This is a genomic window from Pseudomonas cavernicola (genome assembly GCF_003596405.1).
GTDB classification, from domain to species: domain Bacteria; phylum Pseudomonadota; class Gammaproteobacteria; order Pseudomonadales; family Pseudomonadaceae; genus Aquipseudomonas; species Aquipseudomonas cavernicola.
Window position 1 is genome coordinate 308,126 of sequence record NZ_QYUR01000002.1, and the last position, 24,150, is coordinate 332,275.

Annotated in this window: 22 protein-coding genes and 3 pseudogenes; 9 read left to right on the forward strand and 16 right to left on the reverse strand. The window is 63.2% G+C overall.

What is annotated here, in order from left to right; all coding sequences use genetic code 11:
* Positions 1 to 416 precede the first annotated feature (416 nt).
* The 3 genes and pseudogenes from D3879_RS01695 to D3879_RS26860 all read right to left on the reverse strand — a co-directional run.
* On the reverse strand, positions 417 to 1,523 hold the full coding sequence (locus D3879_RS01695; RefSeq protein WP_119954855.1) for a hypothetical protein: 1,107 nt from the start codon (positions 1,521 to 1,523) through the stop codon (positions 417 to 419).
* Between the two features lie 623 nt (positions 1,524 to 2,146).
* Positions 2,147 to 2,872, reverse strand: a complete 726-nt coding sequence (locus D3879_RS01700) for a dienelactone hydrolase family protein (RefSeq protein WP_119952409.1) — start codon at positions 2,870 to 2,872, stop codon at positions 2,147 to 2,149.
* A gap of 235 nt (positions 2,873 to 3,107) precedes the next feature.
* Positions 3,108 to 3,278: pseudogene (locus tag D3879_RS26860) on the reverse strand (isochorismatase family protein); the annotation flags it as partial.
* On the opposite strand from D3879_RS26860, the pseudogene D3879_RS26865 reads away from it, so the two are divergent.
* The 3 genes and pseudogenes from D3879_RS26865 to D3879_RS01715 all read left to right on the forward strand — a co-directional run.
* Positions 3,270 to 3,419, forward strand: a pseudogene (locus D3879_RS26865) (GlxA family transcriptional regulator); the annotation flags it as partial. The pseudogenes D3879_RS26860 and D3879_RS26865 sit on opposite strands and share 9 nt — an antisense overlap.
* 213 nt (positions 3,420 to 3,632) lie before the next feature.
* On the forward strand, positions 3,633 to 4,136 hold the full coding sequence (locus tag D3879_RS01710; protein WP_119952411.1) for a VOC family protein: 504 nt from the start codon (positions 3,633 to 3,635) through the stop codon (positions 4,134 to 4,136).
* A 172-nt stretch (positions 4,137 to 4,308) separates the two neighbouring features.
* A complete protein-coding gene (locus tag D3879_RS01715; protein ID WP_119952412.1) occupies positions 4,309 to 5,553 on the forward strand; it encodes a TIGR03862 family flavoprotein in 1,245 nt (414 codons plus the stop codon).
* A gap of 166 nt (positions 5,554 to 5,719) precedes the next feature.
* Here D3879_RS01715 and D3879_RS01720 read toward each other — a convergent pair whose 3' ends face one another.
* The 9 genes from D3879_RS01720 to D3879_RS01760 all read right to left on the reverse strand — a co-directional run bounded on the left by D3879_RS01720 (position 5,720) and on the right by D3879_RS01760 (position 15,462).
* A complete protein-coding gene (locus D3879_RS01720; protein ID WP_119952413.1) occupies positions 5,720 to 7,192 on the reverse strand; it encodes an aldehyde dehydrogenase family protein in 1,473 nt (490 codons plus the stop codon).
* 20 nt (positions 7,193 to 7,212) lie between these two features.
* A complete protein-coding gene (locus tag D3879_RS01725) occupies positions 7,213 to 8,022 on the reverse strand; it encodes an ABC transporter permease (protein ID WP_119952414.1) in 810 nt (269 codons plus the stop codon).
* A 1-nt stretch (position 8,023) separates the two neighbouring features.
* Positions 8,024 to 8,935, reverse strand: a complete 912-nt coding sequence (locus tag D3879_RS01730) for an ABC transporter permease (protein ID WP_119952415.1) — start codon at positions 8,933 to 8,935, stop codon at positions 8,024 to 8,026.
* A 93-nt stretch (positions 8,936 to 9,028) separates the two neighbouring features.
* Complete coding sequence (locus D3879_RS01735; RefSeq protein WP_119952416.1) at positions 9,029 to 10,174, reverse strand: ABC transporter substrate-binding protein; 1,146 nt, start codon at positions 10,172 to 10,174, stop codon at positions 9,029 to 9,031.
* A 282-nt stretch (positions 10,175 to 10,456) separates the two neighbouring features.
* Positions 10,457 to 11,587, reverse strand: coding sequence for an ABC transporter ATP-binding protein (locus D3879_RS01740; RefSeq protein WP_420800896.1), 1,131 nt, complete (start codon positions 11,585 to 11,587; stop codon positions 10,457 to 10,459).
* A gap of 175 nt (positions 11,588 to 11,762) precedes the next feature.
* A complete protein-coding gene (locus D3879_RS01745; RefSeq protein ID WP_119952418.1) occupies positions 11,763 to 12,590 on the reverse strand; it encodes a LuxR C-terminal-related transcriptional regulator in 828 nt (275 codons plus the stop codon).
* A gap of 252 nt (positions 12,591 to 12,842) precedes the next feature.
* Entirely contained in the window at positions 12,843 to 14,174 is a 1,332-nt protein-coding gene (locus D3879_RS01750; RefSeq protein WP_119952419.1) for an RNA helicase RhlE1, read from the reverse strand.
* 148 nt (positions 14,175 to 14,322) lie between these two features.
* Complete coding sequence (locus tag D3879_RS01755) at positions 14,323 to 14,937, reverse strand: 3'-5' exonuclease (RefSeq protein ID WP_119952420.1); 615 nt, start codon at positions 14,935 to 14,937, stop codon at positions 14,323 to 14,325.
* 45 nt (positions 14,938 to 14,982) lie between these two features.
* Positions 14,983 to 15,462 carry a LabA-like NYN domain-containing protein gene (locus D3879_RS01760; RefSeq protein ID WP_119952421.1) on the reverse strand — a complete coding sequence of 160 codons (480 nt, stop codon included), beginning with the start codon at positions 15,460 to 15,462 and terminating at the stop codon, positions 14,983 to 14,985.
* Between the two features lie 108 nt (positions 15,463 to 15,570).
* On the opposite strand from D3879_RS01760, the gene D3879_RS01765 reads away from it, so the two are divergent.
* The 3 genes from D3879_RS01765 (at position 15,571) to D3879_RS01775 (ending at position 17,388) form a co-directional block, all read left to right on the forward strand.
* On the forward strand, positions 15,571 to 16,155 hold the full coding sequence (locus D3879_RS01765) for a cysteine hydrolase family protein (RefSeq protein ID WP_420800914.1): 585 nt from the start codon (positions 15,571 to 15,573) through the stop codon (positions 16,153 to 16,155).
* Between the two features lie 94 nt (positions 16,156 to 16,249).
* Complete coding sequence (locus tag D3879_RS01770) at positions 16,250 to 16,912, forward strand: YciC family protein (protein ID WP_119952423.1); 663 nt, start codon at positions 16,250 to 16,252, stop codon at positions 16,910 to 16,912.
* A 47-nt stretch (positions 16,913 to 16,959) separates the two neighbouring features.
* Positions 16,960 to 17,388, forward strand: a complete 429-nt coding sequence (locus D3879_RS01775; protein ID WP_119952424.1) for a VOC family protein — start codon at positions 16,960 to 16,962, stop codon at positions 17,386 to 17,388.
* A gap of 194 nt (positions 17,389 to 17,582) precedes the next feature.
* Here the strand turns inward: D3879_RS01775 and D3879_RS01780 are convergent, their stop codons facing one another.
* From D3879_RS01780 to D3879_RS01790, 3 genes are read right to left on the reverse strand one after another with little or no spacing between them, the layout of a single operon-like run.
* The gene (locus D3879_RS01780) at positions 17,583 to 18,323 is read right to left on the reverse strand and encodes a substrate-binding periplasmic protein (RefSeq protein WP_119952425.1); all 741 of its coding nucleotides are present in this window, start codon (positions 18,321 to 18,323) and stop codon (positions 17,583 to 17,585) included.
* Positions 18,323 to 19,168, reverse strand: coding sequence for an SDR family oxidoreductase (locus D3879_RS01785; RefSeq protein ID WP_119952426.1), 846 nt, complete (start codon positions 19,166 to 19,168; stop codon positions 18,323 to 18,325). The genes D3879_RS01780 and D3879_RS01785 overlap by 1 nt, the downstream gene beginning before the upstream one ends.
* A 43-nt stretch (positions 19,169 to 19,211) precedes the next feature.
* On the reverse strand, positions 19,212 to 19,454 hold the full coding sequence (locus D3879_RS01790) for a CDGSH iron-sulfur domain-containing protein (RefSeq protein ID WP_119952427.1): 243 nt from the start codon (positions 19,452 to 19,454) through the stop codon (positions 19,212 to 19,214).
* Positions 19,455 to 19,562: 108 nt separating this feature from the next.
* On the opposite strand from D3879_RS01790, the gene D3879_RS01795 reads away from it, so the two are divergent.
* Positions 19,563 to 20,654, forward strand: coding sequence for an endonuclease/exonuclease/phosphatase family protein (locus D3879_RS01795; RefSeq protein ID WP_119952428.1), 1,092 nt, complete (start codon positions 19,563 to 19,565; stop codon positions 20,652 to 20,654).
* A 37-nt stretch (positions 20,655 to 20,691) separates the two neighbouring features.
* Positions 20,692 to 20,922, forward strand: a pseudogene (locus tag D3879_RS01800) (bifunctional lytic transglycosylase/amino acid ABC transporter substrate-binding protein); the annotation flags it as partial.
* A gap of 10 nt (positions 20,923 to 20,932) precedes the next feature.
* Here the strand turns inward: D3879_RS01800 and hrpB are convergent.
* Positions 20,933 to 23,506, reverse strand: coding sequence for an ATP-dependent helicase HrpB (gene hrpB / locus D3879_RS01805; protein WP_119952430.1), 2,574 nt, complete (start codon positions 23,504 to 23,506; stop codon positions 20,933 to 20,935).
* A gap of 159 nt (positions 23,507 to 23,665) precedes the next feature.
* Between hrpB and D3879_RS01810 the strand changes: the two genes are divergently transcribed.
* Positions 23,666 to 24,085 (forward strand): polyribonucleotide nucleotidyltransferase, encoded by a 420-nt coding sequence (locus tag D3879_RS01810; protein ID WP_119952431.1) that lies wholly within the window; start codon positions 23,666 to 23,668, stop codon positions 24,083 to 24,085.
* The last annotated feature ends 65 nt before the right edge of the window (positions 24,086 to 24,150 follow it).

Sequence of the window (24,150 nt, forward strand, 5' to 3'; positions counted from 1 at the left end):
AGAACCCGCCATCGGCCTTAAAAAGGCCTCGGCCAGAGTGAACAGCAGAGTCAGAAAAAACCTCCCGTAACCACTGTGGCGCTGGCGGGATTGATTGCCTGTAGGGCAGTGGGCAATTGCATGGACTTGACCAAGCGTTTGCATAGCATCCGACCACCTGCTTGCATCCGACTAGACCGCCATGTCTGTGAGTCGCGTGACCGGCAGAGAACGGCCAAGAGCGGGCTTACCCGGCTCGCCAGAACTGGGTGGGAGGTCGTTCAGACCGCACCACCGGTACCTGACATTCGCGACACATTGATCTTTGCCATCTCTTCGGGCAAAGCCGACCCTCGATCAAGACTGTCGGTTGGACTCGGGGCGATTCCCATCCCGTTCCCGGTGTGGATAAAAATGCCTGCCAGCGGCCGTGCGGGTTATTGATCCGCGTTCCAATCGTCGGCAGGGGCGTCGTAGACACTTCTTCCGTCCTGAAGAGGTTGCTCGCCTGGTAGGGGAACTTCTCGCGGTACCGGTTCGAATTTGACTGGCAGCGTAACGGTTTTGGTGAGATTTCCTTCGATTTGTCCAGATAGGTAATTGACCCCTCCCATCACCCCGGTGGCGGGGTTCTCCATCAGACTACGCCACTCATCGTTCAAGGCGACGTTCAGGATCACCCGAAGCTGCTCTACCATTTCCGGCCGTTCGTTCTCGTGCAAGATGGCGCTAAAACCCGCCGCTGCAATGGAAATCATCATGCCTGCTACCTCGCCGACCGCCGCTGCGGCAGCGCTTGCAGCGCCTCTGGGGACGAGCGTGGCCTCCAGTTTTTCGCTGGTCCGTTTCGCCAGAGACGATATGCTTGCGTCCGATGGCCCAGCTCCCGTGCCACCAGCGGCATTGCGGATCCGATCGACCAGGGCCACATAGGCCGGCAAACTGTCGATCGGATCGGCGTGGAGAATCTGGTAGAGCGAAGCGCTGTGGGCTGGTGGAGGCGCCAGCGCGATCGCTGGAATGTCTTTGAGCCGCCGGTCGAATTGATCTAGAGGTACGCCGTAGCGCTGCGCGATTCCCTGAAACTGCTTGTCGAGGAGCTGGACGTAGAGTTTCATCGCCAGCTCCATGACCGCGTCGGGATCGATCTCCTTGGCGACGGGTTCCAGCACGCGATCGTGGTATTGCTCCTGCAGATAGGTAGCCAATCGACTTGCGGCCGGATCTGTCTCTGCCCCTGTGCTCGCCTTGTACCAAGCCACCTTGATAGTCAGCCATTGCTGGGTCCAGTAGCTGGTAAACCACGGAATGAACTCTGCCTCGTTGCGCTGATAGACGCGGTCCCTCCAGCTCTCCATGGAGCGGCGTGCGTAGTTTTTGACCGATCCGGTCGCAGCTAGCGACGCGGCGACTATGTCCCTATCGACCTGCCGCCAGGTATTTTCCGAGATCAGAACCGGCGGAGTCAGGTCGGGGGCACGATCTGGAGTGGCACATCCCGCCAACGCCACCATCAAGACGACGATCAGGGAACGCAGATTCATGATCGCAGTCCCGTAAAATAGATTCGACAGCGGTAGCCCACCCGCCAGCGGATAGGTTTCAACCAAGCACTTCACACTGCTCATACTGGTTTAATTGCTCCGCAGACCTCAATGGGCTGCGCTCTTCCTCCTAACAAGCTGCATGTGGTGCTTTTTGCAGTTTTGCCAGCCCCCTATCCGAACGGAACGTCCAGCACGTCCGACCACGGTGTCTTGAGTATAGGTGGCGAAAAGGGGATCAAGAAAATCCGGCGAGAAGGCACGGTTTCGGCTCGCACCGGGGGCAGGCCGTTGAAGAAAGTGTTCGAGAATTTGTGTATTTCTCATTGAGCGGAAAGGCCGAACACTCGTCGGCCTCCTTCCGGGGCGGGATGACCGCTCCACATCGGTAAGCGGACGTTGAGTCCTCGCAGGGTCGAATGACTGGAACGGGTCGTTTTGAGCCGGTCGGAGGGGCTCGCGCAAGTGCTCATCCCGTTTGCAAATGCTTGGTCAGATCGAATGCAAATGACTGGTCCGTGCCAATGCAAACCGGCGGTCAAGTGAGGCGCAATTTCGCAGGCGGGAATGTCGGAAAACCGGGATGGCCACAGAGGTCTTCATGGCGCATTCCCGCCTGCCAATTATTTCAGGTGCTTGTCAAAGAACTCCGCCGTGCGGGCATTGGCCAATCTCGCCGCAACAGCGTCGTAGTGCGCGCCCGCGTTGCGCGCGAACGCATGGTTACAGCCCGGGTAGAGATGGATATCTACCTGGTGGTTGCCCTGCAGAGCAGTGAGGATCCGCTGGCGCGTCTCGGGCGGGACGAATTCGTCCTCCTCGGCGATGTGCATGAGCAATGACTGGTTGATGTTTGCCGCTTCGTCCAGATGCTGGTCGATGCCCACGCCGTAATAGGCCACCGCGGCGTCCGCATCCGTACGAGTGGCGGTCAGGTAGGCCAGCAGGCCACCCAGGCAGTAACCAACTGCCCCGACCTTTCCTGACGCGCCGGGAAGCTTCAGCGCCGCACTTATCGTGGCGGCGATGTCGGACACCCCGGCGTCGACATCGAAGGCGGTGTAAAAGGTCATCGCCTTGTTCCACTCGTCTTGGGTTTGGTCGGTCAGACTGACGCCTGGCTCCTGGCGCCAGTACAAATCAGGGCACACGGCGATATAGCCAAGGGCAGCCAATTGGCGACAGGTCTCGCGCATATCTGCATTGATGCCGAAGATCTCCTGGATCACCACAATAACCGGGGCAGAATCCGCCTTCGGCAAGGCGACGAAGGCCGAAAAATCGCCATCGGGCGTCGTGATCACGAGCGCGTTGCTGTCCGCGTTTTGAGTATTCGTGGGCGTGCTCATCTGAAGTTTCCTCGTCGTGGGGGCTGAGATCGGGGAGCTGTTCGGCTACGGACTCAGCCCCCCGCGATGTAGCGCTAGTGGCCTGTGTGGCTAGTTCCATTAGTCAATTTCGGCGCCTGAAGCCCCGATACTGCGTTGCCGCTCCTCACCATAGCCCACTATGACTCGTCACGGAGCCTTGTCTCAGGACTCCAGGCATCCGAACTTGAGTTAACCAACTAGCCGTACAGGCCACTAGCACCTGCTTGAGATCGGTTGCTCGGAACGAGTTGATGTAGTTTTTGAGCACGACGGGCTCATCGGGTCGATTTAGAACTGTTGGATGAATCTGGCCCCCTTCAGATCCCGGAGCGAAGAAAGGTGCATCCTCGGTGGAAAATTCATGGCGAATGTGAACGACCAGATCGCATGGGCCGTGGGATACCAGGACCCCGGTGCCTTTCGCAAAGTCTTCCACAAGGTCATAGGGCTTTCGCCCTGGGACTACCGCCGCCGTTTCAGCGTTAGCAAGATCGGTCATCAATCGACGATAGAAACCTCCTCGTGATCTTGAAAACAGACGGAAAGCTACAATTGAATCCCCGGTTATTTTGAGATCCCCGAGTGGCCACTTTGAACCGTTCTGAGCCTGTCGCGACCGGCTGAGGTCGGCCAGAGGCGGTCAGTCGCTCCAGTCTTGTCGATCGAGGCCTTGTGCAGACGACTATCTGCTAGTCACGACCATTCTCAACCGTGACTGGACCCGACCAGGAGAAACACTATGCAACGCATTCAAAAGATCACCCCATGCTTGTGGTTTGACGATCAAGCCGAAGAGGCCGTTGCGTTCTATACCGCCATCTTTAGAGATTCCAAGATCGTAAGCATCAGTCGGTATGGGGAAGCGGGGTATGAGTTCCATGGGAAACCCGCGGGAACAGTAATGGCCGTGGCATTTGAACTGGATGGGCAGGCGTTTACTGCTCTCAACGGCGGCCCGTTATTCAAATTCAACGAGGCCATTTCGTTCCAAGTCAATTGCGACACGCAGGATGAGGTGGACTACTACTGGGGGAGGCTCTCTGCTGGCGGAGACGAAAAAGCACAACAGTGCGGCTGGCTCAAGGATAAGTACGGCGCCTCATGGCAAGTTGTTCCCAGCGTTTTGCTCGAGATGCTCAATGACCCCGACGCTGAAAAATCCCAAAGAGCCATGCAGGCGATGCTGCAAATGAAGAAGATCGACATTGGCAAACTAAAACAGGCTTTTGCTGGAGCGAGCTAGCCTGGACATTCCCTGGGTGGAAAACCGCTTTTTTGGTCAACCATTGCCTGCGAATGGCGGGCTCATCCCGGCACGGCTTGAATGTCTACCAGCGCTGCAGACCGTGGCGCCCTACAGTCGTGCTGCCCTCGGGTAGAATACCCGCTCCTTTGCACCGACTACCGCCTCGCCCATGACTGACTCTGCCGACGCCAACGCCCACAGCCACCCAGTCGCCATTATTGGCGGCGGCCCCGCCGGACTGATGGCGGCAGAAGTGCTGGCGCTGGCCGGAGTTAAGGTCGAGCTGTTCGATGCCATGCCTTCGGTTGGCCGCAAGTTTCTGCTGGCTGGCGTCGGCGGGATGAATATCACCCATTCGGAGCCAAAGCAGGCGTTCCTCTCCCGCTACGGCACGCGCCGTGAACAGTTCGAACCGCTGCTGGCCAAGTTCGGCACCGATAGGCTGTGCGCGTGGATTCATGGCCTGGGCATAAACACCTTCGTTGGCAGCTCCGGGCGGGTGTTCCCCACCGATATGAAGGCCGCGCCCCTGCTGCGGACCTGGCTCAAGCGCCTGCGCGAGCACGGCGTGACTATCCATACTCGCCACCGCTGGTTGGGCTGGGATGCCGACGGCTGCCTGCGGATCGCCACGCCCGAGGGCGAGCAAGCCATACGGGCCGACGCCGTGCTGCTGGCCCTGGGTGGCGGCAGCTGGGCGCGGCTGGGTTCCGATGGCGCCTGGGTGCCCTTGCTGGAGCAGCGCGGCGTGCAACTGGCACCTTTGCAGCCGAGCAATTGCGGCTTCGAAGTCGTGGGTTGGAGCCCATTGTTTCTAGAGAAATTCGCCGGGGCGCCGGTCAAGTCGACGGCCATCCGCCTGGACCAGGAACCAGCGCGATTGGGTGAGTTCGTGGTCACCGCCCAGGGCGTCGAGGGCAGCCTGATCTATGCGCTGTCCGCGCGAATTCGTGAGCGGATCAATGCCGAGGGTGCGGCGACTATCCTGCTCGATCTGCTGCCGCAGAAAACCCAGCAGCAGGTCGAAGCGCTGTTGCGTAAGCCGCGGGGCAGCAAATCGCTGAGCAACCACCTGCGCAGCCAACTGGGCCTTGAAGGCGTGCGTGCCGGGTTGTTGCGCGAACTCAGCGACGCCGTGACCTTCGCCAATCCCGCCCTGCTCGCCGCGGCGATCAAGGCGCTACCGCTGACACTGGTGAAAACCCGCCCGCTGGACGAGGCCATCAGCAGCGCCGGCGGCGTGTCGTTCGAGGCCCTGGATCAGCAGTTGATGCTGAGGCAATTGCCCGGAGTGTTCTGCGCCGGCGAAATGCTCGACTGGGAAGCGCCCACCGGCGGCTATTTGCTCACCGCCTGCTTCGCCAGCGGCCGCGCTGCGGGGCTAGGCATATTGAAATGGCTGCAGCAGTGCTGAACCGATAAACAGTTGCCGGGTAGCGGGCTTACCCACTCAAGGCAAAGAGCAGCCCACCTAGGGCATCTTCTGCACCATCGCAAAGAGCAGACGCAGAGCGTCTTGGGCTGCATTCCTTTGCTGCGCGTGGGTACGCCGCCTGAGACGCTCCGCGTCTCGCTCGGGTTTACTTCAGATACCAACCCCAAGGCTCGGTGCCGATATATTCAGTCACCTGTTTCACTTCCAGGTAATTCTCCAGCCCCCAGCGCCCCAGTTCACGGCCAATGCCGCTGTGTTTCATGCCGCCCCACGGCGCTTGGGGAAAGGTCGGCTGCGAACAGTTGACCCAAACGATGCCAGCACGCAGGGAATTGGCCACCCGCGCGGCTCGCTCCAGATCGCTGCTCATCACCGCGCCGGCCAAGCCGAAGCGGCTGGCGTTGGCCATGCGCACGGCATCTTCTTCACGCTTGAAGCGCTTGATGCAGAGCAGCGGGCCGAACACTTCCTCGCGCCAGATGATGCTGTTCTCTGCCGGTTCATCGAAGATCGTCGGCTCGATGAAGTAACCGCTATGCAAGTGCGCCGGACGCTTACCGCCGGTGAGCAGCCGCGCGCCGCTGGCCTTGCCCTGCTCGATGAAACCAATGACCTTGTCATGCTGGCCCTGGCTGACCAACGGGCCGAGCTGTACGCCCTGTTCCAGGCCTTGACCGATGCGGATGTTGCGGGTGGCTTCGATCAGCCGTTCGAGCAGCCGCGCGGCGATGCCTTCCTGCACCAGCAGGCGTGAGGTGGCGCTACAGACCTGGCCCTGGTTCCAGAAGATGCCGAACAGAATCCACTCCACGGCCGCCTCGACATCGGCATCGTCGAAGACGATAAAGGCCGACTTGCCACCCAGCTCCAGGCTGATGTTTTTGATATCCGCGGCGGCGGCCGACATGATCTTCGCGCCGGTCGGCACACTGCCGGTGAAGGCCAGTTTGTCCACCATCGGGTGCTGGCTTAGCGGGCCGCCGGCCTCGGCGCCAAGGCCGGTCACCAGGTTCAGTACCCCCGCCGGCAGGCCGATCTTGTCGGCTGCCGCGGCCAGTTCCAGCGCCGTCAGTGGCGTCAGCTCGGAGGGTTTCAGCACTACCGTGGCACCCGCAGCCAGCGCCGGTGCGACTTTCCACGAAGCCATCAGCAACGGGTAGTTCCAGGGGATGATCTGCCCCGTCACCCCGACCGGCTCACGGCGAACCCGGCAGCGGAAACGCTCATCCGGCAGCGCCAGCGGCTCGTCCTGGCGGCTGTCCAGTTCCCGCGCCAGCTCGGCGTAATAACGGAAGCAGCCAATCGCATCGGCGATATCCCACTGCGCTTCCGGCAGCGGCTTGCCGTTGTCGCGCACCTCAAGCAGGGCCAGCGCATCCTGGCCGCCCTCCAGTTCGTCCGCCAGGGCCTCCAGCCAACCCGCGCGCTCGGCGCCGCTGGTCTGCCCCCAGCCATGTTCGAAGGCTCGCCGGGCGGCGCGCACGGCATGGTCGATGTCTTCTTCAGTGCCGGCCGGCACGCGCTGGATGACTTGCTCGCTGGCCGGGTCAAGCACCTCGAAGTAACCACCCAGATCCGGGCTGACCCACTCACCGTTGATATACAGCTGATCGCGCATAGAGCTCTCCATCCGGGACGCTAAACGCCGGCTCGGCGGTTTTGCAGATAGCGGGAGGTGAACAGCAGCGCCAGCGAGGCGCAGATGATCACCGTGGATATGGCGTTGATCTCCGGCGTCACGCCACGGCGGATCGAGGAGAAGATGTAGATCGGCAGCGTGGTCTCGGAGCCAGCGACGAAGAAGGCGACTATGAAGTCGTCGAAGCTGAAGGTGAACGCCAGCAGGAAGCCGGCCAGCACCGCCGGGGCGATCTGCGGCAAGGTCACCCGCCAGAAAGTCTCCAGCGGCGGGGCATAGAGATCGGCCGAGGCCTCCAGCAGCGCGCGATCCAGCGCCTCGACGCGGGTGCGGACGATCACCATCACCAGCGCCATGGTGAACAGCGAGTGTGCCGCCACCACTGTGGCGAAGCCCATGTTCAGCCGCGGGATGCCCAGATCCAGCGCCGCCAGCAGCGGATTGAGCAGGTCGAACAGACTGATGAAGGCGATCAGGGTGGCGATGCCGATGACGATGCCGGGGATGATGATGGCGCTGTAGATCAGCGCCTCGAACAACAGCCGCACGCGCTTGCCGACCCGTTGCAGGCCGAACACCGCCAGGGTGCCGAACAGCGTGGCGATCACCGCAGAACACAGGCCGATCATCAGGCTGGTGGCGAGCGCCTCCATGATGAAGGGGTTGCCGAACGTCCGGCCGAACCACTGCGTCGAACAGCATTCGAAGGCCGCCGCATGGCGGCCAGCGTTGAAGCTGAACAGCATGATCAGCGCGATCGGCGCGTAGAGGAACAGATAGACCGAAGTCGAATAGCTTCTTAGCCACATCTCAGAGCACTCCGTCCGACTGCTTGCCGCCCAAGCGCGCCACCAGTTTCAGGTAAAGGGCGATGATCGCCAGCATCATCGCCACCAAGGTCATGGCCACCGCGCTGCCGAACGGCCAGTTGCGCGATTGCAGGAACAGGTCGACCAGGGCGTTGCCGACGAAGAACACCTTGCCGCCACCGAGAATCGCCGGGATCAGGAACTCGCCCATCAGCAGGATGAACACCAACATCACCCCAGTGATCACCCCCGGCGCCGACAACGGCAAGGTGATGCGGCGAAAGGTCTCGAAGGCGCCCGCGCCGAGATCGCCGGAGGCTTCCAGCAGGCGCTTGTCGAGCTTTTCCAGGCTGACGTAGATGGGGAACACCATCAGCGGCAGGTAGCCGTAGACGATGCCGATCAGCACCGCAGTCGGCGTGTTGATCAGGCGCACGTCGTCCAGGCCAAAGCTGGCCAGTAGCGCCGGAATGCCCTTGCCGCTGAGGATGAAGATCCACGCGTAGGTGCGGATCAGGAAGCTGGTCCAGAACGGCACTATCACCAGGGTCAGCAACAGCGACTTGTTGCGCTTGACCTTCACCGCCAGGAAGTAGGCCAGCGGGTAGGCCGCGAGCAGGCAGATCAGGGTGCCCGCCGGCGCAAGCACCAGGGTATTGGTGAAGGCCTTGGCTCGTGACGCCAAGTTCAGGTAGTTGTCCAGGGTCAGCCCTGCGCTGTAGCCGCCGACCGCGCTACGCTCGCCGAGACTGAACACCAGGATGATCAGCAGCGGCAGCAACAACAGCAGCAGGAACCACAGGGTCGAGGGCAACAGCAGGAGCCAGGTGACCCGCCGACCGAGGCTCTTTCCGGCAACAGCTGGCTTAGCAGCGCTCGCCGCCTGAAGCGGGGCGCTAACGGCAATATGCATAGGTGAATCCTTACTCCGCATGGATCAGAAAGCCTCGCACCAGCAGCCCCCTCTCCCCAGGAGGGAGAGGGGAACTACCGAATCAGCAGAGAGCTACGCCGCCTTGAAGCGCGCCATCAACTCGGCGCGGGCCGGACTGGTGAGGGTCGCCGCGGCGCCGAACTCGAGGGTGCTGAGCTGCTCGGCGGCCGGATACATGATCGGGTCGTCGAGCATTGCCTTGGGCAGCAGCGCATCCACCCGCTTGTCGCCGCTCGGGTAACCGTGGGCCTCCACCTCGCGCTTATTCACCTGCGGGTCAAGCAGGAAGTTGATGAAGGCGTAGGCCGCCTCGCGGCGCTCGGCGCTCTTCGGAATGGCGAAGAAGTCGCTCCACAGCTCGCCGCCCTCGCGGCCCAGGACGTACTGCATGCTCGGGATGTCGCGGCGCAGTTGCAAAGCGTCGCCGGTCCAGCACATGGCCATCCAGGCATCGCCGTTGCGCATGGACGGCTGGTAGTCGGAGTTGATCGCGAACAGGTGCGGCTTGACCTCCAGCAGCAGCTTCTCGGCATCGGCCAGCTCCTTCGGGTCCAGCGAGTTGAAGCTGTAGCCGAAGGACTTCAGGGCGTTGCCGATCACGGTCAACTGGTAATCGTGGACCATCACTCGGCTAGACGCCGCGCCCTGGCTCAGCTCCCAGAACTCCTTCCAACTACTCGGCTTGCCGCTGAGCTTCTTGCTGTCATAGACGAAGCCGGTGGTGCCCCAGTCCTTCGGCACGGCGTAGACCTTGCCATTGACCACGCCCTGCTCCATGAAGCGTTTCTCGAAGGAGGCCGGATCGAAGTTCGGCAGCTTGGCGAGGTCCAACGGCTCGATCAGGCCCAGCTCGACATAGGTGCTGATGGTGTAGTTAGTCGGCACGAACACGTCCCAGCCGCTGCCGCCGGCCTGCAACTTGGCGAGCATCTCCTCGTTGGAGCCGAACACGTTGACCTGCACCTGGGCGCCGGTGGCTTCGGCGAAGGCCGTGAAGTTCTCCGGGTTGTGGTAGTTCGGCCAGGTGGCTAGCACCACGCGGTCGCCGATCTTGCCCTTCTCGCCGGCGAAGGCCTGGCTGGTCAACAGACCGGGCATGTTGCTGGCGACGACCGCAGCGGCCAGGCCCAGCCCGGTGCGACCGAGAAACTCGCGCCGGGTGATGGAGCCGTTCTGCCAGCTGCGCATCGTCTTGATGAAGCTCTTACGTTCGTCCATCGCACTCTCCCGTCTGTTAGCTTTTGCTGTTGTTCTGCCTACTCGGGAACCGCCCGGAAACAACACACGACCGGGCTCCGCAGGGTCTGCCCTGCGCTTTAGAGCCTGTCTCGAATCTTTTCCGCAGCCCATAACGGCGTTATAGAACAGCAACAGGCCGCTTTTGCGCCTTCTCCCGTTTACGGGAGAGGGCTGGGGAGAGGGTTAGTGGGCCAAGACCCTCTCCCCCGGCCCCTCTCCCACAAGTGGGAGAGGGGAGTTTCCGAGATCCGAAACAGGTTCTTACAACGTCATCGCCAGGCCACTGGCCTGATCCCAGCCCACGCGCACCGGCGCGCCATGCTCGAAAGCGCTGCTATCCTGCGCGCCGTGACAGGGCACGCGCACGCAGACGATGCCGAACGGCTCGGTGCGCACCCGGTATTCGGTGAGGTTGCCGAGGTAGATGCGGTCCTCGACGCGCCCGCGCAGGCAAATCTCGCGCGCCAGCGGCGCACTCTCGGCGCCGATGCTGATCTGTTCCGGGCGCACCGCGATGCAGCCCGCTTCGCTGGCCTTGAGCGGCGGGCCGCTGGGGGTCGACGGACTGGCCAGCTCCAGGCCCTGGGCCGTCTGCAGCACCACGCGGTCGCCCTCGATGCGGCGTACGGTGCCGTCGAACAAGTTGGACTCGCCGATAAAGTCCGCCACGTAGCGGCTGGCCGGGGTCTCGTAGAGCTGCTCAGGGCTGGCGGTCTGGATGATCAGGCCGTCCTGCATGATGCTGATGCTGTCGCTCATCGACAGCGCCTCCTCCTGATCGTGGGTGACCAGCACGAAGGTGATGCCGACCTCGCGCTGCAGGCGTAGCAGCTCGGACTGCATCTCCTTGCGCAGCTTGCGGTCCAGCGCCGCCAGCGGCTCGTCGAGCAGCAGCACGGTGGGCTGGTTGACCAGCGCCCGCGCCAGCGCCACGCGTTGCTGCTGGCCGCCGGACAGCTCGTGCGGCTTGCGCTCGCCGAAGCCAGACAGGCGCACCATTTCCAGCGCCTGCTCGGCCAACCGGCGCTGCTCCGCTCGGCCCGGACGCGAGCTGCGGTAGCGCAGGCCGTAGGCGATGTTCTCCAGCACAGAGAGATGGGGGAACAGCGCGTAACTTTGGAACACCATGTTCACCGGGCGCTGATACGCCGGTACCCCGACCATCGGCTGGCCGGCCAGCAACACCTCGCCTTCGCTGGGTTGCTCGAAGCCGGCAATCATCCGCAGGGTGGTGGTCTTGCCGCAGCCGGAGCTGCCGAGGAAAGAGTGGAAGGAGCCGCGCCTGACCTTGAAGCTCAGGCCGTTAACCGCCGCCACGGCGCCATAGCGCTTGACCACGTGGCGAAACTCAATATCGAACGCTTGGCTGGAATCGTTCACCGCAGGCCCCACTCTTCTAAGTGCTTGTGGGGCTCAAGCTAACAATCGCGGTTTTGCGCTGTATATATCCCTCGGGGGATAGGCGCGAGACAGGAAAACGCAAAACCTGTAGCGAAAGCCTCTCAAGCAAGAGCATCGCGAGCAGAGCTCGCTCCTGCAAAGAGATGCAGGGACGTAGCCCCCTTGCTCAAATCGCCGTGCGCAACGACGACTCGCCATCCACCTCCGATCCCGACAGCTCGCGGATGAACAGCCCCAGCAGCTCGGCCTGGCTGCCGATGCCGAGCTTGGCGTAGATGTTCTTGCGGTGGATCTTCACCGTGCCGGGACTGATTTCCAATTGTTCGGCCACCGAGGCGCTGGAGTGGCCGCGCAGCAACAACTGGACGATTTCCTGCTCCCGCGCGGTGAGGGTGTGCGCGCCGAACTGCTCGAAGGCGGCGCGGATCTTGTGGTCCAGGTCTTGCGCCGGTCGCGGTTGCTGTTCGCGGCACTGCTGCCAGGCCTCCTGCACCACCTCCTCGACCACCTGCTGCGCGCAGTCGAGCAGCTGCAGTTCGTCGCGGCTGTAGGTCGGGCTGGCTGTACTGCGCATCAACGACAGCACGCCTTTGGCGCCGTCAGCAAGATCGACGAAGAAGGCCACTTCTTCGGCCAGACCGGTCAGTTGGTAGTAGTTCAGGTAGTACTCGCCAAGGTAGAAGTGGTCCGGGGCGAACTGACGCAAGCGCCACAGGCCGGGCGGCTGGTTGCGCGTACAGGCGAGGTAGAACGGGTCGAGCAGATAGGGCCCGACCTGATAGTTGTCGACGTAGACCTTGCGCTTGTCCGCCGGGAAGGTGTCGAACAGCGCCAGCGGGCGGTGATTTCCCTCATAGACGAACAAGACGAAGTGATCGACGTGACAGATCTGCTTCAGCCACTGGCTGAGGCCAAGCAGGCGCGCACGGCCGCTGGGCAGGGCCAGCAGATGAGCGACACCGGCAGTCCAGTGTTTCAGTTCCTTGTGGCGCATAGGCTTGTCGTGTGATGGTGCGCAAGGGCGGAAAAGCCAGAGACACACTATAGACGTTCAGGATTCCACACATGAATGCACATTTTGCGCCATTATCCTGAAACCCCGCCGCACCCGCCCGTGTGCCCCACCCGGCAAGCCCCGACACCTACCGTGCGCGAATTTACCACCCGACTGGGCACCAGCATGATCCGGCCCGGCACCAGGAAACGTCACCCGCCACCACACTGCGGGTAACGTTAACCCTCTGACTCAAGGCTTTTTCTTTCTCGGTCCCGTATTGAAGCTCGGTACTTTGCGCACGGCTTTCACCGGTGGCTCGGCCGGTTCGTCGCTTTCCAGCCATTTGCCCAAGGTCTTTTTGCCGCCACCACCGACCACTTTCGGCTTTTTCGGTTTCTTCGGTTTTTTCAGCACCTGGCCGCTCGAGTCGGTAATCGGCACTCGATGCTCGGGTTCGAAGTCCTGCTCCTCGATGCGTTGCAGGGTCTGCCGGGTCAGGGTTTCGATGGCCGAGAGCAGTTGCACTTCATCGGCGCAAACCAGCGAGATCGCCTGGCCGCTAGCGCCGGCGCGGCCGGTGCGGCCAATGCGGTGGATATAGTCCTCGGCGACGATCGGCAGGTCGAAGTTGACCACCAGAGGCAGATCGTCGATATCCAGCCCGCGCGCGGCGACGTCGGTGGCCACCAGGATCTGAACTTCGCGGTTCTTGAAGCGATCCAGCGCACGCTGGCGGGTCGCCTGCGGCTTGTCGCCGTGGATGCCGTCGGCGCTGACACCTTGCTGTTGCAGCAGTTCGCTGAGTTGGTCGACACCGTTGCGGGTTTTGGCGAACACCAGCACCTGGCTCCAGCGCTGTGTCTTCAACAGGTGGCTGAACAGCTCTGGCTTGCGCTTCTTGTCTACCGGAATGACCCACTGCTTGACGCTGTTGGCGGCGACGTTGCGCGGGCTGACTTCGATGCTCAGCGGGTTATCCAGCGTCTGCCCGGCGAGACTGCGGATGGCGTCGGAAAAGGTCGCGGAAAACAACAGGGTCTGGCGCTTCTTCGGCAGTGCGGCGTAGATGTCGCGCAGCTCCTCGGAGAAACCGAGGTCGAGCATACGGTCGGCCTCATCCAGCACCAGGGTTTGTAGCTGGGCAAACTTCACCGCGTTCTGCCGATAGAGGTCGAGCAGCCGGCCGGGAGTGGCCACCAGCACGTCGATGCCCTTGCGCAGTTTCATCATCTGCGGGTTGATGCTGACGCCGCCATACACCGCATAGGTGCTGAGCGGCAGGTGCTGGCCGTAGACACGAAAGCTCTCATGCACCTGCTCGGCCAGCTCGCGAGTCGGCACCAGCACCAGCGCGCGCACCGAGTTACTGGCGACTTGCGGGCCTTCCAGGGTCAGACGTTGCAGCAGCGGCAGAGCGAAGCCTGCGGTCTTGCCAGTGCCAGTCTGCGCCGCCGCCATCAGGTCGCGCCCGGCCAACACCGCCGGAATCGCCTGGTTTTGTACCGGCGTGGGGGTTTTGTAATCGAGAGCTTCGAGGGCGCGCAGCAGGGGTTCGATCAGGCCAAGTGTGGCGAAAGTCATGACAGTAACCAGGGCGTTTCAGGGAAGGCGGCAGTTTACCCTGTCCGCCGTGCCGAGAAGAGATTGTCTGCGGCCGGGCTGCTGTAGGAGCGGATTTATCCGCGAACAAGCGCGACTGGGTGCTGCCCCATCGCGAATAAATTCGCTCCTACAGGCCTGCGCGGGCGTTTCTGAGGGCTTCGCCAATCTTCGCTGCGGGTACTTTTTGCAGTTTGCACAGCAGGCTGTGGGAGACCCGGCTGATGCCATGGGTATGACGTAACTGGTCGGCCAGGTAAACGGTCAGGTTGGCCGCCATTTCCGCATCGGCCAACGCCCGGTGGGCCTTGCCGGTGACCGGTAGTTTGGCCCAGCTGTTCAGCGTGCCGAGTTTGTGATTCGGCGCCTGCGGCAGTAACCGCCGCGCCAGCAGCATGGAACAGGCGAAAGTCTGCGGTCGGGTGCGCTGGATCAGCGCCAGCTCGGCATCCCAGAATTTCTGGTCGAACGAGGCGTTGTGCGCCACCAGCGGCGTGCTGCCAACAAAATCCGCCACCTCTCGCATCACCTGCGCGGCCGGTGGCGCCGAGTGCAGCATGCTGTTGCTGATGCCGGTGAGGTTCTCGATGAACGCCGGCACCCAGACCCCGGCGTTCATCAGGCTCTGGTAGCGCTCGACGATCCGTCCGTCTTCCAGGATCACCGCCGCGATCTCGGTGGCGCGGCAGTTCTGCCCAGGGGAAATACCGGTGGTTTCAAAGTCGATTACTGCAATGCGTTCCAACTTCAGGTTGTCTCGTTTGAGTGAAGAATAAGTACGGTGCCCGGCTTAGCTTTTCAGCAGCAACGCGCCTTCGATTGGCACATACCGGCTGGCTGAGCGCATCAGCGCCTGTGCGGTCAGGCTCGGCACGCCGTAGACCGTGGCTTCGATGCCGTGAGTGGCGCGCACCTTGTCCAGGAGGATGGCGAAGTCGCCATCGCCGGAGGCGAGCACCACTTCATCGACGCGCGACGCGGCGTCCATGATGTCGATGGTGATGCCGACATCCCAGTCGCCCTTGGCCGAGCCATCGCTGCGCTGGATGAACGGCTTGAGCTTCACCTCGAAGCCAAGGTTGCGCAGGATCCGCTGGAACTGCTGCTGTTTGGCGTCGCCGCGCTCGATGGCGTAGGCGTAGGCCTCGACTATCTGCCCACGCTGGCCGATGTCCGCCCATAACGCGGCATAGTTGAAGTGGCACCCATGTGCCTGGCGCACGGTGTAGTAGAGGTTCTGTACATCGGCGAATACGGCGATTTTCTTCACCGGCAATCCTTTTGGCGCGGGTCGCGCTGTGGCTGACAACTGCGACTTACAGCTAAAGTCGGCGCTCAGTATGCCAGCCCCAAGGAAAGGACAGCCAATATGCCGCCGATTCCCGACTCAGCGTCCCGGCACGATGCCCCGGCTTTATTAATTATTGATCTACAACAGGGCATGCGCGAGCCGCAGCTGGGTCCGCGTAATAACCCCGAAGCCGAAACCCGCGTCGCCGCACTGCTCAGCCACTGGCGCGCCCACGGCTGGCCAGTGGTGCATATCCGGCATATCTCGCGCTCGCCAACTTCGGTGTTCGCCCCCGGCCAGGCGGGCGTGCTGTTCCAGCCAGCTTTCGAGCCCCAAGCCAATGAGCAGGTGTTCGAGAAAAACGTGCCGGATGCCTTTACTCATAGCTCCTTGGAGCGCTGGCTGCGGGTACGCGGCATCGAGCACCTGGTCATAGTCGGCGTCTCCAGCGAGAACTCGGTGGAGTCCACGGCGCGCAGTGCCGGCAATCTGGGTTTTCACACCGTGGTGCTGAACGACGCCTGCTTCACCTTCGCCAAGTCTGATTTCGACGGCCGGCCGCGCAGTGCCGAGGAAGTGCATGCCATGGCGATGGCCAACCTGCAGGGCGAATACGCGACGGTGCTGAACTGCACCGAGTTGCTGACGAGCCTCTTTGCTGAGCCCTCTTGACCCCTACCGGCCACCGCTCGCCCTCTCCCCGCATTTGGAGCGGCTGCGCCCATCGGCTACAGTGGTGCCCTGTTTTTTGCAGCGATAACCCACGATGAACCCGCTCCCGATCCTCCGCGACTCCTGGTACTTCTTCACCCGCAACTTGGCGGCCATCGCCCTGCTCTGCCTGCCACTGATCGCGCTCGAAGGCTTGGCCCAGCAGGCGGTCGGCGCCTGGAGCGGGAGCGAAGCGTCCCCCGTCTATGGTCTGGTGGTCGGGCTGCTGTTCTACCCGCTCTACACGGGGGCGCTGATCCTCTTCCTCGATGCCCGTAGCCGCGGTCTGCAACCACGCACGGCAGATCTGCTGGCCATGGCACTGCGGCTGTGGCCGAGCTTCGCCGTGCTGGCGGCCCTGAGCACTCTGCTGATCATGCTCGGCGTTTCGCTCTTCGTGCTGCCGGGGCTGTGGGTGATGATCAAGCTGGCCTTCGCTGAATACTTGCTGGTCCTGCGCGGGTTGAGCCCGCTGGCGGCCCTGCGCGCGAGCTTTCAAATGACCACTGGGCATTTCTTGCGGATTCTGTTGTGCATCCTCTGCGTGATGCTGCCGCTCTGGCTGCTCGACTGGCTGGCCTTCTCGACGGAGGACCAACAGCCGGATGCGCTGCTGTCGTTCGTGCTGGATTGCACCAATGGCTTTCTCCAGCTATTCGCCAGCGTGGTGCTGTTTCGCCTGTTCATGCTGGTCAGCCATGAGCCGGCAAACGCTTGAATTCGGGCTAGGCTAGTAGGGGCTGATTTTCCAAGGAGGATCCCCCTATGGCAGACGCCAACCCCAGCATCCTGTCGCATGTATCCCTCGGCACCAACCAGTTCGAGCGCGCCGTCGCCTTCTACGATCAGGTTCTCTCGACCCTCGGCTGTAAACGCCTCATGGCTCATCCCGGTGCTGTGGCGTACGGCCGCGAGCACCCGGAGTTCTGGATACACACGCCGCTCAATGGCCAAGCGGCGACGATCGGCAATGGCTCTCATATCGGCTTCTTCGCCCCAGACCATGCGGCCGTGCAGGCCTTCTACGCCGCCGCGCTAGCTGCCGGAGCAACCCCGGAGGGCGAACCCGGCCCTCGACCGGACTACGGCGAACCCTATTACGGCTGCTTTGTCCGTGACCTCGACGGGCACAAGATCGAAGCCGCGTATTGGGATAGTGCGTCGATCTATGAGCTGTATACCGAACCGCACTAGCCGGCAGCGCTTGGCCACTGCCGCGCTTAGCCACTAGTGGCCTGTGTGGCTAGTTCAATTAGTCAATTTCGGCGCCTGAAGCCCCGATACTACGTTGCCGCGGATCAAAGTAGCCCAGCTATGACTCGTCACGGCGCCTGGTCTCAGGACTCCAGGCATCCGAACTTGAGTGAACCAACTAGCCGTACAGGCCACTAGGGTTGCGGCTGGTAATGCTTGGCCGCGTGCTCGACCCAGCCCTCGGCCAGCATCTGCTCTAAGGCCTCGGCGATTTGTTGCCGCTCCGCGCGCAACGGCCGCTGCCGGGAGAAACCGAGAAACAATTCGGTGCGGGCCGCGGGCTGATAGCGGGCCTTGGCGATCTGCGCCGCCAGGGCCGGCTCCCGCAACTCGTAGTCGACCTGACAATCGGTGCCGATCACCACCGGCAGGCGCCCGCGCACCAGCATCTGTAACAGCTGCGTCTCGCTACTGACACCACGCTTTTCCAGCTGCCGATCCGAGTCAAACGGCTCGAAATAGGCCGACTCCAGGACATAGCCGATTGGGTGAGCACGCAGCTGCGGGTAATTGGTCAGCGCGGCGGCGAACGCTGGCGCCGCATAGAAGCGCGGCGCACAGGCGTAATAGGGCCGCGCCAGATAGTCGATATAGCGCTCACGCTCCGGGGTTTTCGCCAAGCCGGTCATCAGGTCGGCCTTGCCCTGCTGCAACTCCGCCAGGCCGCGCGCCCACGGCACGCGCTGCACCTCGAAGCGCAGCCCGGTGCGCTTGCCCAGTTCAGCCAGCAGATCAATGTCCAGGCCGACCAGGTGTCCATCCGCGCCCAGCATGCGAAACGGTGGCCAGACATCGGTCATCACCCGCAACGGTGCGCGCTCCTGCGCCAGCGTCAGGCTGGCCAGCAACGTGAGCAGCAGTAAGCCATAGCGCATCAGCCGCGCCGAAAGGGCTGGGGTTTAAGCCCTGACAAGCGCGGCAGCAGAACCCGCTCGAACAGCCGTGGGAAGAAGCGCGCCAGCAGCCGGGCGCGCCAGTCGACATTCGACAACACCAGCAACCGTCGGCGCTTCAGCGCGCCCTGGTAGATCGCCTCGGCGACATCCTGGGTCGAAGCCACCTTGCCCATCGCCAGCGGCGGCTGATGGGCGATCGAGTCGTCGCCGACCAAGGCGTTCTTGCGCAGGTCGGTGGCGGTAAAGCCGGGGCAGACCAGCATCACATTCACCCCCGAGCCTTTGATCTCATAGCGTAAGGTCTCGAACAGCCCATGCAGTGCATGCTTGCTGGCGTTGTAGGCACTGCGATAGAGCAACGGGGCGAAGCCGGACAGTGAGCTGAGGACGATGATCTGCCCATTCCGGTCGATCAGGCTGGACAAGGCCGCCTTGGTGCAATGCAGCGCGCCGAAGTAGTTGACTGCCATCACCCGCTGGAACACCGCCAGTTCGGTCTCGGCAAAGGTGCTGCGGTGGGTGATGCCGGCGTTGTTGATCAGCACATCGATACCACCGAAATGCTCAATCGCCTGGGCTACGGCGTGCTCCACGGCGACGGCATCCGCCACGTCGCAGCACAGGCCAAGGGCCTCGGCGTTATGCTGATCGGCCAGGTGCCGCACCAGGCTCTCCAGTTCGGTTTTGTCCAGGTCGAGAATCGCCAAACGCGCACCCGCCTGCGCTAGCCGCTCGGCCAGCGCTCGGCCAATTCCCGCGCAGCCGCCGCTGATCAGCACCACCTTGCGGTCGAACACCTTGCTAGCGAATACCTTGCGATACATGACCATCCCCTGGAACAGGCGCTGACTGCCGCGCGAAAGGTTGTTATGGCAACGTTTGATGTGTGCCGTCGCAACAGGGCGGCGACTGGGTGTGCTTACAGCCGCAGAAATACAGGGTCTCGCTCTGTTCGGCATGGTATTTCAGCGGGTGGATGCCGCTACCCTTATGCGTCCCGTCGCAGAACGGCTGCGTGGCACTGCGCCCGCAACGACACCAGAAATAATCCAGTCCGGCAACCACTTCAACCTCATAAGGACCGCGCTGGGCAATCACCACGTCTGTCATGAGCCTTTCCTCATCCGGGGGTGCGCGGCGTTCAGGCCTGGGCCGTAGGCGACCGCTCGGGTAAGCTCGCGTCTTTCCAGCATAGTCCAAGCCCATTTGGCCCAGCCCATGACCCTGCCCCCGTTCCTGCGCCTCACCCTGCTTAGTTTGCTCGCCCTTGGCGGCGTCCTGTTTACCTTGGTCTACTCCCTGACCTGGCACCCAGCCGCGCGCGAGCCGGCGCCGCTGGCCTGCGCTGCCCAGGCACGGACGCTGCAGCCCGGCCAAGCGCTGAAGGTGATGACCTGGAACGTGCAATACCTGGCCGGCAAGCGCTATGTGTTCTGGTACGACTTGGCCGACGGCAGCGGCCCGGATACCCGGCCGACCGCGGCGGACCTGGCCTATAGCCTCGATGAAGTGGTCCGCGTACTGCGCGACGAACAACCGGACATCGTGCTGCTGCAAGAACTGCACGAGAACACCAAGACCACGGATTACCAAGATCAGCTGGGGCTTCTGCGGGAACGTCTGGCTGACCTCTACCCGTGCAGCACGCAGGCCTTCTACTGGAAGGCCGCCTTCGTCCCCCACCCGAAGATTCGCGGCAGCGTCGGCATGAAGCTCGCCACCTTGAGCCGTTACCAGATCGCCCAGGCCGAGCGCCTGCAGCTGCCGCAGATTCCAGCCGACCCGCTGACTCGCCAATTCAACCTTAAACGCGCCCTACTGGTGAGCTACCTGCCGGTCCGCGATGGTGGTCAACTGGCGGTGATCAACGCCCACCTGGATGCCTTCGCCCAAGGCGACGACACCATGCAGCGGCAAATCGCCATGAGCGCCGGCCTGCTCGAGCAGTTAAGCGCCGCCGGCACGCCCTGGGTCATCGGCGGCGACTTCAACCTGCTGCCGCCCGGGCAATATCAGCACCTAGCCGAACAGCAACGCAGTTGGTACGCCGCCGACAGCGAGCTCAAGGTGTTATGGGACAAGTACCCGATGATCCCCAGCATTGCCGAAGCCAGCGGCGCCGAGCAGGCGGCCTGGTACACCCACTTCCCCAACGACCCGCGTGTCAACGGCCCGGACCGGACCCTCGACTACCTGTTCCACAGCCCGCAACTGGTTCGTCTCGCCGCTACGGTGCGCCAGTCCGATACCCAGCGGATTTCTGATCATCTACCGCTGATCGCGCGCTTCCTACTGCCGCCAGGCAGCTAAGACTTTCTGCAACGTGGGAGCGCTGCCGCGTTAGACGCTGGAGATGCTGCAGCGGCGGCGCGGCGACTTCCTACTGGACTATCAGACGACGGTGGAACAAGCCCGGCAGCAGCTAGGTATGGCTGAAATGCCATTTTTGCCGCTGCAGCAGATGCCGGTGCACTTCATCGTCTCCAAGCACACACCCGCCAGCGCCCGGCTACGCGATGCGCTGGACCGGGCCTATCTAGAGCTGGAGGCGGCGGGGGAGGATTTGCGTCTGCAGTAACCCCGCCCGCCTAGCGACGCGGCTTGGCGCGCGCCGTCGGTTCGGCGACCAACGGGTCATCTGGCCAGTAGTGCTTGGGGTAGCGGCCTTTCAGATCCTTTTTCACCTCGGCATAGGTGCTGCGCCAGAAGTTCGCCAGATCCTGGGTCACCTGCACCGGCCTGCGGGCGGGCGAGAGCAGGTGCAGCTTGACGATCTGCCGGCCGCCGGCAATTCGCGGGGTTTCGGCCAGGCCGAATAACTCCTGCAAACGCACCGCCAACACCGGCGGTTCCTCGCTGTAATCCAGGCCGATGCGCGAGCCTGACGGCACCTGCACTGTGCATGGTGCCCACTCATCAAGGCGCTGCGGCAGCGGCCAGGGCAGCAGGTTCTGGAGGATTGCCGGCAGATCGAGATTACCGAAATGACTGAGCCGGGAGACCTTGCCCAGGTAAGGCTGCAGCCACTGTTCCAAGCTCGCCAGCAGCGCCGCATCGGACACATCGGGCCAATCGCTGTTGTCCTGCTGCGTCAGGTCGAGCCGCCGCAGCAGCGCGACACGGGCCTGCCACTGCCGCAACTCCGGCGTCCACGGCAACAACTCCAAGCCTTTGCGCCGCACCAGGCCGAGCAAGGCGCGGCTGCGCGTGGCCTCATCGAGGTTGTTCAACGGCTCACGGGCCAGCACCAACTCACCGACCCGGCGCTGTCGCTCGGCCCGCAGCACGCCTTCGCGCTCGTCCCACTCCAGCTCTTCGCGACCGCTCACTTGCTCGCTCAATACCGAGTCGAACAGCGCCGGGTCGAGTTCAGCCGCCAGGTAAATCCGCTCTTCGCGCTGGCCCTGGCGGCTGCCAAGGTCGGCCACCACCAGCCAGGGCTGCTTCATCAACGCATCGGGCTCGGCGAACTGCGCAGCGCGACCATTGGCCAAACGGTATTCGCCGCCACCGGCACGCCGCTGCTGGGCCACCCGATCCGGATAGGCGAAGGCCAGCAAGGCGCCGAGCCAACGCGGATGCTCGGGATCGGCGACCGCCTCGCTGGACGGCCCCCGCCCTGAAGTTACAAGAGCAGCGCGAAACTGCCGGGCCAACTGCCGCGCTCGCTGTACGCCGCCCTGGGCGCCCCGCGCCACGCGCTCTGCGCCGGCCAGCAAGGCCAGCCGGCTGTGCAAGTCAGCACCGCCGCCGCGCTGGATATCCCGCTCACCGAGCAGCGCGGCCACATCGCAAGCCAGGCTGCCGAGGCCCAGCGCCTGCCCACGCAACAGTAAATGGGCGATCCGCGGGTGCGCCGGCAGTGCGGCCATGGCCTGGCCGTGCGCGGTCAGCGTCCAGCCACCGTCAGCTTTCAGGCTCAAAGCACCGAGCCGACCCAATAACTCCTGGGCCTGGGCATAAGCCGCCGCCGGCGGCGTATCCAGCCAGGCCAGCTCCCCAGGCTGCACGCCCCAGCGCGCCAGTTGCAGGGCCAGTCCGGCCAGGTCGGCCTGGAGAATTTCCGCGCTGCCATGCGCCGCCAATTGCTCGTGCTGCGCTTGCGACCACAGCCGGTAACACGCGCCCGGTTGCAGACGCCCGGCACGGCCAGCCCGCTGCGTGGCGCTGGCGCGGGAGATGCGCTGGGTATCCAGGCGGGTCATGCCGCTACCTGGATCGAAACGCGGCACCAGCGCCAAGCCGGCATCCACCACCACCCGCACGCCGTCGATGGTCAGGCTGGTCTCGGCGATATTGGTCGCCAGCACCACTTTGCGGATGCCAGATGGCGCTGGCTCGATGGCCGCGCGTTGGGCGCTCAAGTCCAACTCGCCGTGCAACGGGCAGAGCAGAATCTCGCTACGCCCCCGCAAGGCGTCTTCAAGCTGCTCGTTGACCCGGCGGATTTCGGCCTGGCCAGGGAGAAACACCAATAGGCTGCCAGGCTCATCGGCCAGCGCTTGCAACACCGTCTGCACGACCCTCGGCTCAAGCCCTTCTTTTTCATAAGGGCCGCCCGGCAGAAACGGCCGCCCCCAGTGTGTCGCGACCGGGTACATGCGCCCTTCGCTGCGCACCACCGGGGCGTTATCCAGTAACGCCGAAAGCCGCTCCCCCTCCAGGGTGGCGGACATCAACAGGACTTTCAGCGGCGGCTGGTCGAGCCCCGCGCTTTCGCGAAAGATCGCGCGCCCATTCAGGGTCAGCGCCAAGGCCAAGTCGGCATCCAGGCTGCGCTCATGGAATTCGTCGAAGATCACCAGGCCCACTCCGTCCAGCGCCGGGTCGTCCTGCAAGCGCCGAGCGAGGATGCCTTCGGTGACCACCTCGATACGGGTTCTGGGGCCGATTTTGCTCTCCAGACGGATGCGGTAGCCGACCGTGTCGCCGACCGCCTCCCCCAGTTCACTGGCCAGCCGCTCAGCCGCTGCCCGCGCCGCCAGCCGCCGAGGTTCGAGCATCAGAATCGATTGCCCGGCCAGCCACGGCTCGTCGAGCAAAACCAGCGGCACACGGGTGGTTTTACCGGCGCCGGGTGGCGCTTCCAGCACGGCCTCATGGCGCTCGGCCAGGGCCGCGCGCAAGGCCGGCAATACTGCGTCGATGGGTAACGGGGTCATGGGCATGCCATCGGAGGTGTCCACAGTAAAAGCCGGCGATTATAGCGGCGAACGGCCAACCACTCGCGGTGGTCTCAGCAACGTCCGGCGCGCTCGCAACGGAGCGGCATTGCCACAGCCGGCTTGATATAGTTGTGCCATTACTTTCTGGAGGTGCTTATGCGCATGCGGTCTCGTGTCATCGGCGGCGTTATGGCCGTTACCCTGTTCACTCAACTGAGCGCGTGCGGCACGCTGTTCTTTCCCGATCGCCGCGGGCAGATTGAAGGAAAGATCGACCCGGTGGTTGCCGGCCTGAATGCCATCGGCCTGCTGTTCTATGTGATCCCCGGCCTGATCGCATTCGGCATCGACTTCGCCACGGGCGCCATCTACCTGCCGGACGGCCATACCGCGCAGGTCGACCCTCAACAGTTGCAAGAGACCATCGGCGCCGACGGCAAGATCGACAATGCCCAGCTCAAGGCGCTGATCGAGCGCGAAACCGGCCGCGACCTGCCGCTCGATGATCCGCGCTTGATCCAGCACACCGGCAGTATCGAGCAACTGGCCGCCTACGGTCTGCACCCGGCAGCCTGAGGCAACCCAGCAGCAACACCGCCCGCGCTAGCTGAGAGTGCTGTGCCACAGCATAGAAACCACCG

Excerpts from the sequence above, each read along its gene's own strand:
- D3879_RS01695 (WP_119954855.1), bottom strand. The coding sequence starts at position 1,523 with ATGAATCTGCGTTCCCTGATCGTCGTCTTGATGGTGGCGTTGGCGGGA.
- D3879_RS01700 (WP_119952409.1), bottom strand. The coding sequence starts at position 2,872 with ATGAGCACGCCCACGAATACTCAAAACGCGGACAGCAACGCGCTCGTG.
- D3879_RS01710 (WP_119952411.1), top strand. The coding sequence starts at position 3,633 with ATGCAACGCATTCAAAAGATCACCCCATGCTTGTGGTTTGACGATCAA.
- D3879_RS01715 (WP_119952412.1), top strand. The coding sequence starts at position 4,309 with ATGACTGACTCTGCCGACGCCAACGCCCACAGCCACCCAGTCGCCATT.
- D3879_RS01720 (WP_119952413.1), bottom strand. The coding sequence starts at position 7,192 with ATGCGCGATCAGCTGTATATCAACGGTGAGTGGGTCAGCCCGGATCTG.
- D3879_RS01725 (WP_119952414.1), bottom strand. The coding sequence starts at position 8,022 with ATGTGGCTAAGAAGCTATTCGACTTCGGTCTATCTGTTCCTCTACGCG.
- D3879_RS01730 (WP_119952415.1), bottom strand. The coding sequence starts at position 8,935 with ATGCATATTGCCGTTAGCGCCCCGCTTCAGGCGGCGAGCGCTGCTAAG.
- D3879_RS01735 (WP_119952416.1), bottom strand. The coding sequence starts at position 10,174 with ATGGACGAACGTAAGAGCTTCATCAAGACGATGCGCAGCTGGCAGAAC.
- D3879_RS01745 (WP_119952418.1), bottom strand. The coding sequence starts at position 12,590 with ATGCGCCACAAGGAACTGAAACACTGGACTGCCGGTGTCGCTCATCTG.
- D3879_RS01750 (WP_119952419.1), bottom strand. The coding sequence starts at position 14,174 with ATGACTTTCGCCACACTTGGCCTGATCGAACCCCTGCTGCGCGCCCTC.
- D3879_RS01770 (WP_119952423.1), top strand. The coding sequence starts at position 16,250 with ATGAACCCGCTCCCGATCCTCCGCGACTCCTGGTACTTCTTCACCCGC.
- D3879_RS01775 (WP_119952424.1), top strand. The coding sequence starts at position 16,960 with ATGGCAGACGCCAACCCCAGCATCCTGTCGCATGTATCCCTCGGCACC.
- D3879_RS01780 (WP_119952425.1), bottom strand. The coding sequence starts at position 18,323 with ATGCGCTATGGCTTACTGCTGCTCACGTTGCTGGCCAGCCTGACGCTG.
- D3879_RS01785 (WP_119952426.1), bottom strand. The coding sequence starts at position 19,168 with ATGTATCGCAAGGTATTCGCTAGCAAGGTGTTCGACCGCAAGGTGGTG.
- D3879_RS01790 (WP_119952427.1), bottom strand. The coding sequence starts at position 19,454 with ATGACAGACGTGGTGATTGCCCAGCGCGGTCCTTATGAGGTTGAAGTG.
- D3879_RS01795 (WP_119952428.1), top strand. The coding sequence starts at position 19,563 with ATGACCCTGCCCCCGTTCCTGCGCCTCACCCTGCTTAGTTTGCTCGCC.
- hrpB (WP_119952430.1), bottom strand. The coding sequence starts at position 23,506 with ATGACCCCGTTACCCATCGACGCAGTATTGCCGGCCTTGCGCGCGGCC.
- D3879_RS01810 (WP_119952431.1), top strand. The coding sequence starts at position 23,666 with ATGCGCATGCGGTCTCGTGTCATCGGCGGCGTTATGGCCGTTACCCTG.